Genomic DNA, 14,813 nt, shown 5'->3' with positions numbered 1-14,813 from the left:
GCCATGCCCTATCGCCTGCTCTCCCCCCTCCCCGATACCGCTTCACCCGCACAGATACTGGCGCAAGAGCAGTGCTGGTTGCGCGACTGTGCCCATGACGGTCAGCCCCGCGCTCACCTCTGGCAGGCGCCCCAATGCCTGATTGTCACTCGCAAAGATACCCGCCTCCCCCATTACGAAGCCGCCTGCCAGCAACTTGCAGCTGAAGGCTGGCCAGTGCATGTGCGCGACAGCGGCGGCACCGCCGTGCCCCACGGGGCGGGGATCCTCAACCTATCCCTGCTGCTGCCCCGCACCACCACAGATCTCGCCCACTACTACCGGCTGCTGGGGGCGCCGCTGCTGACCCTGTTGGCGGAGTACGGCCTTGAGGGAAGCTATGACTTCGTGCCCGGCTCCTTTTGCGATGGTCAGTACAATCTGGTGAGCGGGGGACGCAAGATCACCGGTACCGCCCAGCGCTGGCTGGCGCCGGGACAGGATCACCAGGGTGCCGTGCTGGCGCAAGCCATGCTGCTGGTGGCGGGTGATGTGGATGAGGGAACCAGGATGGCGAGCCGCTTCTACGAATTGGCGGGCGGCGAGCTGCGTTTTATGGCGGGAACCTCCACCACGCTGGCAAGCTGCATCGATTGGCGCGGTAGCGATCAGGCACTGGTAGAGAAAGTGCGAGCACGTCTGGATAGCCTGCTGAGCGAGGGGCTATCCCCCCCATCCTGACCTTATTCCGAAGGGAGAGGGAAAATCACCGTCCATAGACACTGCGCACAAAAAAAGCCACGACCGGAGTCGTGGCTTGTTCTTTTCAATGGGAACGCGAAACGGGCTGAGGCGTTCAGGCCGTCTGCGGCTCCGGCTCGGCTTCGCTATCCAGATCCCGGCTAAAGTAGGCGCGGGTCTCGGCGATCACCACATGGCGCAGGCCAATCAGGCCGATGAGGTTGGGCACCGCCATCAGGCCGTTAACGATATCGGCCAGCAGCCAAATCATGTCCAGATGGAGGAAAGCACCGCTCGCCACCAGCGCCAGATAGACCAGACGATAGGGCTTGATCGCCTTCACCCCGAACAGGTACTCGGTGCAGCGCTCGCCGTAGTAGTTCCAGCCAAGGATGGTGGTAAAGGCGAAGAACAGCAGCCCAATGCTCACCAGATACTGGCCGACATGAGCATCGAGCCCCTGGGCAAAGGCCAGACTGGTCATGGCCGCGCCGCTTGCATCGCCGCTCCACACGCCGGTCACCACCAGGGTCAGGCCGGTCATGGTGCAGATGATGATGGTGTCGATGAAGGTACCTGTCATGGAGACCAGCCCCTGCTCCACGCACGAATCGGTCTTGGCCGCCGCCGCCGCGATGGGCGCAGAGCCCAGTCCCGATTCGTTGGAAAAGACCCCGCGCGCCACCCCGGACTGAATGGCCAGCATTATGCTGGCACCGACGAAGCCGCCGGTCGCCGCATGGCCGGTGAAGGCACTCTCGATAACCAGCATGACGGCATCGGGCAAGGCGCTGGCGTTGTTCACCAGCACACCCAGACAGGCGACGATGTAGAAGATGGCCATGAAGGGCACCACCTTGCTCGACACGCTGGAGATGGATTTGATCCCTCCCAGGGTCACCAGCGCCACGATCAGGGTCAGCACCACGGCGGTCGCTTCACGGGGCACCGAGAAGGAGAGGCTCATGGCATCGGAGATGGCATTGACCTGCGGGAAGGTACCGATGCCGAAGAAGGCCACGCCGATACCGAACAGGGCAAACAGCTTGGCGAGCGGTTTGGAACCGAGCCCCTTCTCCAGATAGTACATGGGGCCGCCAGCCATCTGGCCGTTGGCATCCTGCTCGCGGTATTTGACCGCCAGCAGGCACTCGGCATACTTGGTAGCCATGCCGAACAGTGCCGCCATCCACATCCAGAACAGGGCACCGGGGCCGCCGAGCTTGATGGCGGTAGCCACCCCGACGATGTTACCGGTGCCAATGGTGGCAGAGAGGGCGGTACAGAGGGCGCCGAAGCTGGAGACATCCCCCTGCTTGCCCTGCCCCTGATCGCGGCCAAAGACCAGCCGCAGAGCGAGCGGCAAGCGCACGACCTGAAGCAGACCCAGACGCAGGGTGAGATAGATACCGGTCCCGACCAGCAGGATCAGCAGGGGCGGCCCCCAGATAAAACTATCGATGGCGGTTAACGCCGATTGAATTGATGACATGCATCCTCCTTAAGAAACATAAATTAAGGAGGAGAAGGATGATCTTCCCATAGGTGTCGCGATCGGCCAGAGGCGATCGGATGCGGGCCAAGCCCAGGTACAACCATCCCATCCCCTCTGTCCTTTTGCCTGAGAGTTTCCGGCGCCAGCCTGCCCTTGCGGGTAGTCATGGTGCCTTGCTCCTTCGGCGCCCGATTTAACGGGTCTCTCCAGAGTATCGTCCAGTAGCAGTCCACACCGGTTGCCCGGTACCTGAAAGATTCACTTCTTCGGTGGATGGTTGCCCATCGCTCTCCTGCTACCTTCATCCGAACTAGTTTGGATTAGGAAGTCGGCATGTTAATCCAAAAAATGTGAGCTGTCTCGCACTTGGCCGCCCCCATTTATATTTTTTTAGTGACCACCAGAATCGCAGCAAGAATGTTAAATGTTAGTTAACTATCAACAAGTTAGGCTTTCACGGATCAAATGTGGCCCAAACGGGAAAAATGGCGGATAGAGAACAGTGATCCCTCTCGTTTCGCCAAGAAAATCTTGCCGACATATCCAATCAAAATGCTTGCACACAGAATCAATAAGCCGATAATCCGCCGCATAACCAAGCACTTTGTTATCAATTTATGCACTGTGTTCGGTTGGTCCCACCGGACCGCTCGCCTGACCCGGCCGTCGCCGGTTCAATCGCATATGGCTTGGGCATATCACGCCCCCTAAGGATGACCAAAAGAGAATGAACGAGACCCTGGTTGCAAAAGATGTGGTCGCACAAGATTACCGTCAGCTGGTTGAACAATTCGGCTCCCCCCTGCTGCTGCTCGACAAGGCAGCCGTCCGCAAACAGTATCGGGCCCTGGCCGCCGCCCTGCCCGATGTACGATTGCACTATGCACTCAAACCCCTGCCCCATGAGGCGGTGGTCTCTGTCTTGAAGGAAGAGGGGGCCTGTTTCGATCTGGCCACCAATGGCGAAGTGGATCTGGTGCGCAGTCAGGGGGTTCGCCCGGGACGTTGCATTCATACCCATCCCATCAAGCGCGACAGCGATATCCGTTATGCGCTGGAGTTCGGCTGCACTGTGTTTGTCTACGACAACCCGCTGGAGCTGGAGAAGTTCATTCCCTACAAGGACGAAGTGAAACTGCTGCTGCGGGTCAGCTTCCCGAACCCCGAGACCAAGGTCGATCTCTCCAAGAAGTTCGGCTGCACTCCGGAGCAGGCGCTGCCGCTGCTGCAACTGGCCCACGCCAAGGGGATCAAGGTGATGGGGCTGTCGTTCCACGTCGGCTCGCAAGTGCCTCATGCCCGTCGCCATGTGCAGGCCATCGACGCCTGCCGCGAGATCATGGAGCAAGCCTGGGCGCTCGGGCTCAAGCCCTGGGTGCTGGATATCGGCGGCGGTTTCCCGGTCGATTATGAGGGGGGCGAGTTCGATATCGACGGCTTCTGCGCCCCGATCCGCGAAGCGCTGGCCAAGCTGCCCGCTACCGTGCAGAAGATTGCCGAACCGGGCCGCTTTATCAGTGCGCCGGCCATGACTTCGGTATCCAGCGTGATGGGCAAGGCCCACCGTGGCGACAAGATCTGGTACTACCTGGATGATGGCCTCTACGGCAGCTACAACGGCCAGCTCTATGACCACGTCACCTATCCGGTGAGCACGCCTTATGCCAGTGGCGAGCTGCATAACTCGGTACTCTCAGGCCCCACCTGCGACAGCGTGGACGTGATCCGCGATGGCATCATGCTGCCCGATCTGGCTATCGGCGAACTGGTGGTTGGCAAGGTGATGGGCGCCTATACATGGGCCTCCGCCTCCACCTTCAACTTCTTCCCCAAGGCGAGCATCCTCATTCTGGACAGCAGTCAGAAGGGGCAGAAACTGGTGGCCGTCGCTTAAGACCGACACCCGAATGCAAAGAGGGGAAGCCAGGCTTCCCCTCTTTCGTTTTATCTTGCCAGATCTGGCTAGACGAACTGACTGGTCAGCAGCCAGCCGGTGTAGGCGACGAAGCAGGTGAGCAGCACGCCCCCCTCCAACCGGTTGATACGGCCCTGCCCCTTGCGGCCCAGACACATCACCAGCAGCAGCAGGGTCAACCCCATCATGATGCTCCAGTCGCGGGAGAGCACTTCCGGCGCCACATCCAACGGATGAATACCCGCCGCGATCCCCACCACCGCCAGGGTGTTGAACAGGTTGGAGCCCAGCACGTTGCCAAGGGCCAGATCATGCTCGTTCTTGCGAATGGCGATGAGAGACGAAGCCAGCTCCGGCAGGGAGGTTCCTATCGCGACTATGGTGAGACCAATCACCAAATCGCTGATACCAAGCGCCTGAGCGATGGTCACCGCCCCCCAGACCAACAGGCGGGAAGCGCCGATCAGCAGCACCAGCCCGACCACCAACCAGAAAACGGCGCTCTTGAGGGACATCCCCTCGCTCTCGATATCCTCGGCGGTCTCGGTATCCAGCGCATCTCCCTTGCCATTCATGCCAGCCCAGATGGACCAGCCCATCAGGGCAACGAAGACGGCCCCCAGAATGACCGCATCCATCCGGCCCAGATGACCATCAATCAGCAGGGCACCTGAGAGCAGGGTAATACCGAGCAGGATGGGGATCTCCTTGCGCACTACCTGAGAGGCCACCGCGATAGGGCTGATCAGTGCCGTCAGACCCAGGATCAGCGCGATATTGGTGATGTTGGAGCCATAGGCATTACCAAGCGCCAACCCGGGATTGCCCTGGGACGCCGCCAGCGCCGAGACCACCATCTCCGGGGCCGAGGTACCAAAACCGATGATCACCATGCCGATCAGCAGCGGCGGCATCCCCGCATAACGGGCGGTCGCCGCAGCACCATCCACAAACTTGTCAGCACTCCAGACCAGCAGCGCCAGTCCGGCAATCAGGGCAACAACAGCCAGGGTCATAACATCTCCATCCCATCGCCAGTAAGCAACAGAGTCAGGACAAGCTCCTGACCCGATTCAAAAGTGGCGCCAGTGTAACGAGCCAGCCTCCCATTTCAAGGGGAAATCAAACTGCGATTAACATTTCACAGCACAGCCAGCAGACTCGCGGCATCGGAGACCTCAAACTTGCCAGGCGCCTCCACAAACAGCTGCTCGACCACGCCATCGTTGGCGATCAACGCAAAGCGCTGGGCGCGGATACCTCCAAAGGCGCCGGTATCCTTGGCCAGACCCAGCGCCCGGGTCCAGCTGCCGTCGCCATCCGCCAGCATGGTGATCGCCTCGGCATTCTGGGCCGTCTGCCAGGCCCGCATCACGAAAGCATCGTTGACCGACAGACAGCAGATGGCATCCACCCCTTTGGCCATAAACTGATCGGCCAGCACCACATAACCGGGCAGGTGGGCATTGGAGCAGGTGGGAGTAAAAGCACCGGGTACCGCAAACAGCACTACTTTTTTACCGGCGAACAGCGTCTGGCTATCCCGCAGCTGCTTGCCCTCGGCGGTGATAAAGGTAAATTCGCCCGAAGGCAGAGTCTGACCCATCGCAATCATTGTGCTCGTCCTTAAGTGGAGGGAGGAGGCCCCAGTCTACCCCACTGCCGAGCTGTGACACAGACCTCCCTTTGCTTGGATCATTTGAACTAACCTTGAGCAGGATCAGCCGACCAAGGAGGCCTCATGCAGCACTATTACGATGGACTGGAAATTCGCCCCCCCGCCTTGCGCGAACAACAGCAGCTGGAGCAGCTCAATCATCAGCTTACCCATGTCAGTCAATATTGCGCCGGTTACTCCAGCGTCTATCGCCAGTGCCGCCTCGAGGATCTGGCAGAGCTGGCCACCCTGCCACTGCTCGACAGCAAAGAGCTGTTTGCCGCCCAGCAGGCTCACCCTCCGTTCGCCGGACTCACCGGCCGCCCCGCCAGTCAGGCGTTGCGGGTCTTCTCCTGTCCGGGCCAGCTGGCCATCCCCGAGTATGCGGGAGCAGACTGGTGGGGGGCCGCTCGAGCACTGTTTGCCGCCGGCTTCAAGCCAGGTGAGGTAATACTCAATGGCCACGACTATCATGCCGGCCCCACCGCCTTTATTTTCGATAACGGCGCCCGCCAGCTGGGCGCCCCCGTGGTGCCCTGCGGGCCCCACGATACCCAGCGCCAGCTGGAGGCGCTGCTGCGCTATCAACCCACCGGCTACGTCGGTCCGCTGGTGACCCTGCTCGATCTGCTGGAAGCGGCCGAAGCGGCCGACATCCCGACCGACTCGCTGCGCCGCGCACTGCTGTGTGAAGCCACTCACCCGGAAACCACGCCGCTGCGCGCCATTCACGGCATTGCGGCCCTCAACTGTCTGGTGTGGCAGGATGTGGGGGTAGTGGCTTACGAGAGCCGACCAGGAGAGGGATTTATTGTGAGCGAGAGTTGCATCATCGAGATCATCGATCCCGCCAGCGGCGAGCCGGTGAGCGGCGACGAGACCGGCCAGCTGGTGGTGACCCGACTCGATCTGGAGTATCCGCTGCTGCGGCTAGCCACCGACTGGCAAGGGCACTGGCTCGCCAAGCCGAGCGCTTGCGGGCGCACCAACCGACGCCTCAAGCTGGCGTAGCAGACCAACTAAATGCACAAAGGCAGACGGGCAGCCATCAGGCTGCCCGTCTTGTCTCTGAAGAAGAGGATATATGAAATTGTTCAGCGCCTCGCCTGCCAGGTGGCGATGGCGAGCAGGGAGTCGGGGGTAAATTCGCTGGCACGCTCGGCGATCTCGGCCAGGCTCATCCAGTGCACCGAGCTCACCTCTTCGGCCTGCAACTGCAGCGGCCCCTGATAACGGCAACTGAAGAGGCCACCCCAGACCCGGTAGCCCTCCCCTTCCGCATAAAAGCTGCCAAAGCCCTGCAGAGGAACATCTATAATCCCCAGCTCCTCGGCCAGCTCGCGGCGGGCGGAGCGCTCCATCTCCTCACCGGTGGTGACCACGCCACCAGCGCAGGCATCCAGCATGCCGGGGCAGAAATCCTTGCTGAGGGTGCGTCGCTGCACCAGGATCCGATCCGCGTCGTCGAGCACCAGAATATAGCTGGCGCGATGGCAGAGATTCTCCCGCCGCACCTTGGCTCGCTCGGCCACGCCAATCACCCGGTTATCCTCGTCCACCACATCAACCCATTCCACGCACAGGCCCTTTTATTTGTTCCATTCAAGCCCGCAGTATATCGGTGCGGTGGTTTGTCATGGCACAACTTTTTCGATGATGCCGTCAATTTGCCGAGCTCACTGGCAAAATAAGGATTCATGCAAATCTTTATAAACCGTCATATCAGTGTCATCGACCGACACCATAGTGTGCCCTGTCCAGGCAATCAGGGAACCGTGTGATGAAGGTATTCAAGCAGTTATCCCCACGGCAGATCGCTCGCTACATCAAGAGCTTTCATCGAGGCTATTTTGCCATCGAGTCGCTGGGGACATTTGAATTCAACGCGGGCAGGATCAGCCTCCATGGCCTGACCTGCCGCCAGCGGCTAAGACTGGCTCGCCAGATCAATCTGGCGGTCAGACAACTTGGTCACCGCGACCCCTTGCCGGACATGTGAGTCAAAGGGTCTTGCCCTACTGTCTGTTGTGCATCCATGCTTTGCCCGCCGGCTACTGGCCGCGCGGGCCGTTTTCGATATCGGTAATGATGCCGTTGCGCACCGTCACAAAGCGCATGAACTCGTTCTTGCCGAAGTTGTAGGTCCAGCGTTCACCATATTTGACCTGCACCATGTTGCCAAACTGGTTCTCCTCGTTGCGGTTGAGCTCTTCACGCAACATCGGCTCACCGCACTTGAGCAGCATCTCGGCGGTGGTGTCTCCCTCGGTGATCAGGGCGTTCTTGCAGCGCATGGCATCAGCACTGGCCGGAATGCTCAGCAGCAACAGAGCAAGCCCCGCTACTTTCTTCATCTTCTTGCTCATCGGGTTCTCCTTATCCTCTCTAATGAGTCGCAGTATGCCTGCTTCCGTTTCTGAAAAAACCAGTCAATGGCGCAAAAACGCCGTCCTTTTCTGCTCTCCAGCCCGCTGGCCGCGACAAATACTGTCTATCACATAACCCAAAAACAAACGGCGACCCGAGGGTCGCCGTTTGCATCAAGCCAGCAGGATCACAGGATGTCCAGCAGTTCGACTTCAAATACCAGTGCAGAGTAGGGCGGGATGGAACCGGCACCACGGGCACCGTAGGCTAGATCGTGGGGGATGTAGAGCTTCCACTTGGAACCAACCGGCATCAGCTGCAGCGCTTCAACCCAGCCAGCGATCACGCCGGTCACCGGGAATTCAGCCGGCTGGCCGCGAGCGACGGAGCTGTCGAATACGCCACCGTGGGTGAAGGTACCGTGGTAGTGCACACGCACGGACTGACCGGCTACCGGAACGGCACCGTTGCCTTCTACCAGCACTTCGTACTGCAGACCGGAGTCGGTCACCTTCACTTCAGCGCGCTTGGCGTTATCAGCCAGGAAGGCTTCGCCGTCAGCAGCAGCGGCCTTGGCGGCGGCTTCCTGCTCTTCTTGCATACGCGCAGTGATCACCTGGAAGGCATCATTGATATCGTCACGGCTGACCGCGAACTCCAGACCATTCAGGGCATCTGCCAGACCTTGTTGCAGGGCCGGGATATCCAGACCGGCGAAGGCTTGCTGCGCCAGCTGATCACCCATGTTGCGGCCGATGCCATAGCTGGCCTTCTGTTCGATAGAGTCGTATTGGGACATTGAGATGTTGCTCCAGATCCATGTAGTAAAGAGGCGGGATGATATCAGACTTTTGGCCGGGGTGCTGCCGGGGGCGCCCCTGATTTCCCCGTCAGTGGGAGGAACTTCACACAAGATGCGGATGAACGCCGCCCAACGGCGGCGATCTGCTTAACCGCGATCCAGCAAGGCTCTGACCGCGGCCACCTTGGCGCCATCGGTGATATTGACCCGACCATCATCCGAAGTGCCCATATTCACTCCGTGCGGCACCATGCCACCGCGCCAGCCCATGCCGGACATATGTACTTCGCTCACCCCGGTGAACTCGATGATGGTACGCACGTTGTCGGCATTGACCCCGGCCCCCGGCATCAGGCTGGCACGTCCCGCCAGCGCCTGCTGCATCTCCTGCAGGGTCTCGAGCCCAGCCAGCGCGGTCGGCGCATGGCCCGAGCTTAAAATGCGCTCGCAACCGGCAGCAACTATGGTCTCTAGATCGAGGCGCCAGTCGGAGGAGAGGTCGATGGCGCGATGGAAGGTGACCCCCAACGGGCCGGCAGCATCCACCAGCTGTTTGAGCTTGGCGGCTGGCACCCGCCCCTCCTCATCCAGCAGACCGACCACCACCCCTTGCAGCCCCGCAGCGCGTGCCGCCGCAATATCCAGCAGCATCATCTCGAACTCGCCGTCGTTGAAGCAAAAATCCCCGGCGCGCGGGCGGATCATGGCGTACACCGGCACGGTGGCGTGGCGGGCAGCCAGTTGCATAAAGCCGTAGGAGGGGGTCAGACCGCCCAGCCCCAGCGCAGAGCAGAGCTCGATGCGATCCGCCCCGGATTCCTGGGCGGTGAACAGGGATTCCAGGTTGTCGATACAGATTTCAAGACGGGTCATGAGGACTCCTTTTTCGGGGAGATCAGACCCCACATCTGATCTCATAGATTGAGCAAGGCTGCGCCGCGCACACCACCGGCACCGCCGAAGCGAGCCTGGCGGATCTCGGGCAGGGCGACCCCGGGCAGCAAGTGACCGGGCAGACGCAGCGGCAGCTGTTCATAGAGGGCGGGCAGGCCGCTCAGGCCGCCCCCCAACACCACCACTTCGGGATCAATCACCGAAATGGCGGTGGCAAGCCCGGCGGCCATGACCTCCAGCCAGCAGTCGACCGTCTCGACCGCATGGGGTTCATGGGCCTCGAAGCGTCCCACAATCTGGTGACCCGTGGCGCGCTGGCCATGGAAATGGTGATAGAGACGCTCCAGACCGGTGCCGGAGGCATAGGTTTCAAAACAGACCAGACGGCCGCAGCCGCAACGGGGACGGGGCAACTCGGGGTACTTCATCAGCATGGTCGCGGGCAGGGGGTAGTGACCAATCTCGCCAGCCAGCCAGTTGCGCCCCTGAATAAGCTTGCCCGCCAGATAGACGGCGCCGCCGATGCCGGTGCCAATGGTGACGCCAAGCGCACTGCCTGCGCCGTCGGCGGCTCCCTGATGCACTTCGGACCAGAGGAAGCAGTTGGCGTCGTTATCCACCTTGACCGGCCGCTCCAGCAGCTCGGCCAGATCGGCACCCAGATGGCGACCATTGATGGAGGGTAGATTGGCCGCCACTATGCTGTGATCCTGGCTGTTGATGACACCGGGGAAACCGATGCCGACCGAGCCCCGAGCGCCGAAGCGGGCATCCGCCTGCTCGACCCGGGAGCGGATCAGCTGCTGCAGCCCCTCGTAATCGTTGCCCGGGGTGCTCATGCGCTCCTCGTGGCAGAGGTTCAATGCACCGTCATAGACCGCGAAGGCGATCTTGGTGCCACCGATATCAAAGCCGTAATACATGCCAGCACTCCCTTGTCAGCCCGTGTTTATCCAACTCTGTTCCAAGGGGGACATTGTATTAATTCGCAAAAAAAATAAAGTGACCGGGGACGAAAAACGGGAGAGTGATCAGAGCAAACGGCTCATTTGTCGCTGCAGGCAGGGCTGCCCGAGGCTTATCAGGGTGCGCTCTGCGCCATCAAAGACGAAGCCGCGGCGCAGGTAGAACCCCTCGCCGATGTGGTTGCCATCGAGCAGCCACAATTTGACGCTATGGCAACCGGCGCGGCGCATCTGCATCGCCACCGCCTGCCACAGCCGTTTGCCATAGCCTTGTCGCCAGTGGTCGGGATGGAGGTAAAAGGCGCGGATCAGGGCGCTGCTCTGCCCCGCTTCCTGTTGTGGTTGCCAGTAGAGCAGGCCTATCACCACCTCATCGAGACAAAGCAGCATGGGCCTTGGGCCCTGCTCGGCCAGACGGCTCTGCCAGATCTGCAGATGAGCGGTAACATCCAGCTGCTCCAGCAGATCGGCACCGAGCACCTGGCCATAGGCAGCGAGCCAGCTGGCTCGCTGCATCACCGTCATGGCGGCGGCATCATCGCTGCGCGCCATGCGCAGGCTTATGCCTTGCATTGGGGCTCCAGACCGTTGGCGCGGGCCTGCTCATAGAGCGGCAGCACTTGCGCCTGTTGCGCCTGCAACTCGGCGATCCGGTTCTCGTTGCTCGGGTGGGTAGAGAGCAGTTGCGGCGGCGTGTTGCCACCGGCGGCGGCACTCATGTTTTGCCACAGGGGGATCGCCTCGGCCGGATTGAACCCGGCACGCGCCATCAGCTCAAGCCCCAGCCGATCCGCTTCGCTCTCCTGAGTACGGCCGTAGGGCAGCATCACTCCGACCTCGACCCCGAGGCCAAGGGCGGCCATGGTGGCGCCGCGATACTCGCTGGTGCCCATGGCAATGTCCGCAGCCGCCAGACCGATCCCCGCCAACTGGCTGCGTGAGAGTCGCTCGTTGGAGTGCTGGGCCAGCACGTGAGTCAACTCGTGACCGATGACGGTCGCCAGCTGATCCTGATTCTTGGCCACCTTGAGCAGGCCGCTGTAGACCCCGATCTTGCCGCCGGGCAGGGCGAAGGCGTTGACCTGCTTGGAGTCAAACACCACCACTTCCCAATTGGTGATGCCATAGCTGGCCGGCACCTGGGCGGTCACCGCCTTGGCGACACAGGAGACATAGGCGTTGAGTTTGGCATCCTTGCTCACCTTCTCCTGCTTTTTCATATGCTCGAAGGAGTCGGCACCAAGCTGGTTCATCTGCTGGGGGGAGTAGAGCAGCATCTGGCTGCGGCCAGTCGGCGACTGGGCGCAGGCGACCAGCAGGGAACTACAGAGGGCTACCAGGCCAAACTTGGAGAGGGACGCAATCATGAAGGGATCCTTTGCCATAACGTTGCCCTATTCTCGGAAATGCAGCCCTGCTACGCAAGGGAACCTGCCCCCGGCTGGCGGAAAAACATCCATCCAGCGCTATTAACAGAACTGACAGTCACCAAAAACAAAACGAGCCCGATTGGGGCTCGTTTTATCAGTAGATGCTGGCAGCAAGCGGTTACATGATGCCCAGCTTTTTCAGATCCGCCTGCACCACCTTGGCCGGTACCGGTACGTAGCCATCTTTGGCAACGATGTTCTGGCCCGCCTTGGAGAGCATCATCTTGACGAACTCCTGCTCCATCGGAGAGAGCGGCTTGTTCGGATGCTTGTTCACGTAAACGTACAGGAAGCGTGACAGCGGATATTTGCCGGTGATGGCATTATCGGCAGTAGCATCGACAAAGGTCTTGCCATCCTTGGAGAGCGGAATGGCACGAACGCCGGAGGTAACGTAACCAATACCGGAGTAACCGATACTGTTGAGGGAAGCGGAAACAGACTGCACCACGGAGGCGGAACCCGGCTGCTCGTTCACACCGCTCTTGAAGTCACCATTACAGAGCGCGTGCTCCTTGAAGTAACCGTAGGTGCCGGATACCGAGTTGCGACCGAACAGTTGCAGATCCTTGCCGGACCAGCTGCCATCCAGACCCAGATCAGACCACTTGGTAGCCGCCTTGGCTTCGCCGCACTTGAGTGTGCTGGAGAAAACGGCATCAACCTGCTGCATGGTCAGCCCCTTGATGGGGTTGTCCTTGTTGACGAATACCGCCAGGGCATCGACGGCAACGCGGATAGCGGTCGGCTTGTAGCCATAACGCTTCTCGAACGCTTCGATTTCACCGGCCTTCATGGCGCGGCTCATGGGACCAAACTGGGCAACCCCTTCGGTCAGGGCGGTCGGTGCGGTAGAAGAGCCGGCCGCCTGGATCTGGACATTTACGTTGGGGTAGACACGCTTAAATTCTTCTGCCCACAGGGTCATCATGTTGGCCAGAGTATCAGAGCCGACAGAGGACAGGTTGCCTGAGATACCGCTGGTCGGAGTGTAATCCGGCAGATCCTTGTCGACACCATAGGCCAGGGTGCTGGCAGAAAACAGGGTTGCTGCGGTAAATCCTATTACACCAGCCAGTTTGTTGAGTTTCATCCAATCTCTCCAAAGTTACAGAAGGTCCGTTCTTAAGACGGCGCCAGTATCTGACCTGGCAGTGACAAATTTATGGATTAAATGTGACACTTTAATGACATGACAACAAAGTTGCACAAATGCAGAGAGGGCCCGCATTGTGGCCCTCTCGAATTTACTAACCCATTGTCATAAAAGGCTATTTTAACACCACCATACGAGCCGGTATCATGAAGCTGAAGCGACTGCCAAGGCCGACACGACTTTCAATCTCGAGCTGACAGTCATGATGACTGAGGGCATGCTTGACGATGGCAAGGCCGAGTCCGGAGCCACCGGTGTGGCGGGAGCGGGCCTTGTCGACCCGATAGAACCGTTCGGTCAGCCGCGCCAGATGCTCGGGGGCAATCCCCTCCCCCTCATCCCTCACGGCAAACAGCGCCATTGCCCCCTGCTTGCGCCACTCCACGCTGATCTTGCGCCCTGCCGGTGTGTAGTGGATGGCGTTGTAGACCAGATTGGAGACGGCGCTGCGCAGCTGCTCCTTATCCCCGCGCACAAACAGGTCTGGCTGCACCATGAATTCGATCTGGTGGGCCCGTTCGCCCGAGAGCGCCCGCGCCTCCTGCTCCAGCAGTCCGAGCATGGCAGGTATGTCCACCAGATGGGAGAGATCAACGGTCGGTGCCGCCTCGATGCGCGACAGGGTGAGCAGCTGGTTGACCAAATTGTCCATCCGGATGGTCTGCTCCATCATCACCCGGTGCGCCTTGGCCCACATGGCAGGCGGGGGCGGATCTTCAGTCATCTCCAGATAGCCCTTGAGCACGGTGAGCGGAGTGCGCAGCTCGTGGGAGACATTGGAGACAAAGTGCTTGCGGGTCTTCTCCAGACTGCGCAGGCGGGTGACATCGCGTACCACCAGCATCGCCTGATCGGAGGCGTAGGGCATAATGCGAAACTCGAGAAACTTCTCTTCGTTGATCGGAGAAGTCATCTCCAGTGGTTCATCATAGCTCCCCTTCCCCAGATAGGCGGCAAAGGCAGGATGGCGGATCAGGTTGCCAATGTGCTGACCTGCATCTTCCGGCCAGCGGAAACCGAGCAGTTGCTCTGCCAGCCGGTTGCACCAGAGGATGCTGCCATCTTCGCGAAACACCACGGCCGCATCGGGCAGCGCCTCGGCCCCCTCCCGAAAGCGGCGGATCAGCCCCGCCAGCTCGCGCCGCCGAGCCCGGTGACGCTGTTGCAATTTGTAGATCCCGTTGAAAATGTGCTCCCAGCTGCCACTGCCGTTAGGTGGTACCAGGCTGCGGTCGTGCCACAGCCAATCAGACAGCCGCTTCTGAAAACGGTAATGCCAGCCCAGATGCAACACTGCCGCCACCAACAGGCAGAGGGCAAGATGATCAATCAACCAGCCAACCAATGCGAAGGGGGCGTAGAAAAACGCCATTCGCCACAACTGTCGCCGCCAGGCGTAAGGTTGCAACATA

The 14,813-nt window shown here is 60.3% G+C and carries 16 protein-coding genes and 1 riboswitch; of the genes, 4 read left to right on the top strand and 12 right to left on the bottom strand.

Annotated elements, in window-relative coordinates; genetic code table 11:
* Nucleotides 1-3 precede the first annotated feature (3 nt).
* Nucleotides 4-720 (top strand): lipoyl protein ligase domain-containing protein, encoded by a 717-nt coding sequence (locus G5533_RS05240; protein WP_421206205.1) that lies wholly within the window; start codon nt 4-6, stop codon nt 718-720.
* A 115-nt stretch (nt 721-835) separates the two neighbouring features.
* Here the strand turns inward: G5533_RS05240 and G5533_RS05235 are convergent, their stop codons facing one another.
* The gene (locus G5533_RS05235) at nt 836-2,212 is read right to left on the bottom strand and encodes an alanine/glycine:cation symporter family protein (RefSeq protein ID WP_005338391.1); all 1,377 of its coding nucleotides are present in this window, start codon (nt 2,210-2,212) and stop codon (nt 836-838) included.
* Nucleotides 2,213-2,319: 107 nt separating this feature from the next.
* Nucleotides 2,320-2,435, bottom strand: a riboswitch (glycine riboswitch).
* Nucleotides 2,436-2,942: 507 nt separating this feature from the next.
* On the opposite strand from G5533_RS05235, the gene G5533_RS05230 reads away from it, so the two are divergent.
* On the top strand, nt 2,943-4,109 hold the full coding sequence (locus tag G5533_RS05230) for a type III PLP-dependent enzyme (protein ID WP_058059164.1): 1,167 nt from the start codon (nt 2,943-2,945) through the stop codon (nt 4,107-4,109).
* 68 nt (nt 4,110-4,177) lie between these two features.
* On the opposite strand, the gene G5533_RS05225 is transcribed toward G5533_RS05230, so the two are convergent.
* Complete coding sequence (locus tag G5533_RS05225; protein WP_216951830.1) at nt 4,178-5,146, bottom strand: calcium/sodium antiporter; 969 nt, start codon at nt 5,144-5,146, stop codon at nt 4,178-4,180.
* 125 nt (nt 5,147-5,271) lie between these two features.
* Nucleotides 5,272-5,745 carry a peroxiredoxin gene (locus tag G5533_RS05220; RefSeq protein WP_100646526.1) on the bottom strand — a complete coding sequence of 158 codons (474 nt, stop codon included), beginning with the start codon at nt 5,743-5,745 and terminating at the stop codon, nt 5,272-5,274.
* A gap of 126 nt (nt 5,746-5,871) precedes the next feature.
* Between G5533_RS05220 and G5533_RS05215 the strand changes: the two genes are divergently transcribed.
* Nucleotides 5,872-6,798 carry a phenylacetate--CoA ligase family protein gene (locus G5533_RS05215; protein WP_421206204.1) on the top strand — a complete coding sequence of 309 codons (927 nt, stop codon included), beginning with the start codon at nt 5,872-5,874 and terminating at the stop codon, nt 6,796-6,798.
* An 83-nt stretch (nt 6,799-6,881) separates the two neighbouring features.
* Here G5533_RS05215 and yfcD read toward each other — a convergent pair whose 3' ends face one another.
* A complete protein-coding gene (yfcD, locus tag G5533_RS05210; RefSeq protein ID WP_167557839.1) occupies nt 6,882-7,364 on the bottom strand; it encodes an NUDIX hydrolase YfcD in 483 nt (160 codons plus the stop codon).
* 203 nt (nt 7,365-7,567) lie between these two features.
* On the opposite strand from yfcD, the gene G5533_RS05205 reads away from it, so the two are divergent.
* Nucleotides 7,568-7,786, top strand: coding sequence for a DUF1107 family protein (locus tag G5533_RS05205; RefSeq protein WP_005338403.1), 219 nt, complete (start codon nt 7,568-7,570; stop codon nt 7,784-7,786).
* Nucleotides 7,787-7,838: 52 nt separating this feature from the next.
* Here the strand turns inward: G5533_RS05205 and G5533_RS05200 are convergent, their stop codons facing one another.
* The 8 genes from G5533_RS05200 to phoR all read right to left on the bottom strand — a co-directional run bounded on the left by G5533_RS05200 (nt 7,839) and on the right by phoR (nt 14,812).
* Nucleotides 7,839-8,153, bottom strand: a complete 315-nt coding sequence (locus G5533_RS05200) for a DUF2845 domain-containing protein (protein WP_005338404.1) — start codon at nt 8,151-8,153, stop codon at nt 7,839-7,841.
* A 188-nt stretch (nt 8,154-8,341) separates the two neighbouring features.
* Nucleotides 8,342-8,953 carry an FKBP-type peptidyl-prolyl cis-trans isomerase gene (locus G5533_RS05195; RefSeq protein ID WP_005338405.1) on the bottom strand — a complete coding sequence of 204 codons (612 nt, stop codon included), beginning with the start codon at nt 8,951-8,953 and terminating at the stop codon, nt 8,342-8,344.
* A 150-nt stretch (nt 8,954-9,103) separates the two neighbouring features.
* Nucleotides 9,104-9,829, bottom strand: coding sequence for a copper homeostasis protein CutC (locus tag G5533_RS05190; protein WP_421265845.1), 726 nt, complete (start codon nt 9,827-9,829; stop codon nt 9,104-9,106).
* A gap of 41 nt (nt 9,830-9,870) precedes the next feature.
* Nucleotides 9,871-10,773, bottom strand: a complete 903-nt coding sequence (locus tag G5533_RS05185) for an ROK family protein (RefSeq protein ID WP_139443243.1) — start codon at nt 10,771-10,773, stop codon at nt 9,871-9,873.
* Nucleotides 10,774-10,881: 108 nt separating this feature from the next.
* Complete coding sequence (locus G5533_RS05180; protein WP_421255032.1) at nt 10,882-11,388, bottom strand: GNAT family N-acetyltransferase; 507 nt, start codon at nt 11,386-11,388, stop codon at nt 10,882-10,884.
* A complete protein-coding gene (locus G5533_RS05175) occupies nt 11,376-12,182 on the bottom strand; it encodes a M48 family metallopeptidase (RefSeq protein WP_421255033.1) in 807 nt (268 codons plus the stop codon). Before G5533_RS05175 ends, G5533_RS05180 begins: the two co-directional genes overlap by 13 nt.
* 181 nt (nt 12,183-12,363) lie before the next feature.
* Entirely contained in the window at nt 12,364-13,338 is a 975-nt protein-coding gene (locus G5533_RS05170; protein WP_216951835.1) for a PstS family phosphate ABC transporter substrate-binding protein, read from the bottom strand.
* Between the two features lie 178 nt (nt 13,339-13,516).
* Complete coding sequence (gene phoR, locus G5533_RS05165; protein ID WP_266134086.1) at nt 13,517-14,812, bottom strand: phosphate regulon sensor histidine kinase PhoR; 1,296 nt, start codon at nt 14,810-14,812, stop codon at nt 13,517-13,519.
* Between the last annotated feature and the right edge of the window lies 1 nt (nt 14,813).

Source organism: Aeromonas sp. A600620, from assembly GCF_029479985.1.
Classification (GTDB): domain Bacteria; phylum Pseudomonadota; class Gammaproteobacteria; order Enterobacterales; family Aeromonadaceae; genus Aeromonas; species Aeromonas veronii_A.
The sequence above is the reverse complement of the archived record's forward strand: the minus strand, read 5'-3'. Positions and strand labels throughout refer to the sequence as shown.

Excerpts from the sequence above, each read along its gene's own strand:
- G5533_RS05240 (WP_421206205.1), top strand. The coding sequence starts at position 4 with ATGCCCTATCGCCTGCTCTCCCCCCTCCCCGATACCGCTTCACCCGCA.
- G5533_RS05235 (WP_005338391.1), bottom strand. The coding sequence starts at position 2,212 with ATGTCATCAATTCAATCGGCGTTAACCGCCATCGATAGTTTTATCTGG.
- G5533_RS05230 (WP_058059164.1), top strand. The coding sequence starts at position 2,943 with ATGAACGAGACCCTGGTTGCAAAAGATGTGGTCGCACAAGATTACCGT.
- G5533_RS05225 (WP_216951830.1), bottom strand. The coding sequence starts at position 5,146 with ATGACCCTGGCTGTTGTTGCCCTGATTGCCGGACTGGCGCTGCTGGTC.
- G5533_RS05220 (WP_100646526.1), bottom strand. The coding sequence starts at position 5,745 with ATGATTGCGATGGGTCAGACTCTGCCTTCGGGCGAATTTACCTTTATC.
- G5533_RS05215 (WP_421206204.1), top strand. The coding sequence starts at position 5,872 with ATGCAGCACTATTACGATGGACTGGAAATTCGCCCCCCCGCCTTGCGC.
- G5533_RS05205 (WP_005338403.1), top strand. The coding sequence starts at position 7,568 with ATGAAGGTATTCAAGCAGTTATCCCCACGGCAGATCGCTCGCTACATC.
- G5533_RS05200 (WP_005338404.1), bottom strand. The coding sequence starts at position 8,153 with ATGAGCAAGAAGATGAAGAAAGTAGCGGGGCTTGCTCTGTTGCTGCTG.
- G5533_RS05195 (WP_005338405.1), bottom strand. The coding sequence starts at position 8,953 with ATGTCCCAATACGACTCTATCGAACAGAAGGCCAGCTATGGCATCGGC.
- G5533_RS05190 (WP_421265845.1), bottom strand. The coding sequence starts at position 9,829 with ATGACCCGTCTTGAAATCTGTATCGACAACCTGGAATCCCTGTTCACC.
- G5533_RS05185 (WP_139443243.1), bottom strand. The coding sequence starts at position 10,773 with ATGTATTACGGCTTTGATATCGGTGGCACCAAGATCGCCTTCGCGGTC.
- G5533_RS05180 (WP_421255032.1), bottom strand. The coding sequence starts at position 11,388 with ATGCAAGGCATAAGCCTGCGCATGGCGCGCAGCGATGATGCCGCCGCC.
- G5533_RS05175 (WP_421255033.1), bottom strand. The coding sequence starts at position 12,182 with ATGATTGCGTCCCTCTCCAAGTTTGGCCTGGTAGCCCTCTGTAGTTCC.
- G5533_RS05170 (WP_216951835.1), bottom strand. The coding sequence starts at position 13,338 with ATGAAACTCAACAAACTGGCTGGTGTAATAGGATTTACCGCAGCAACC.
- phoR (WP_266134086.1), bottom strand. The coding sequence starts at position 14,812 with ATGTTGCAACCTTACGCCTGGCGGCGACAGTTGTGGCGAATGGCGTTT.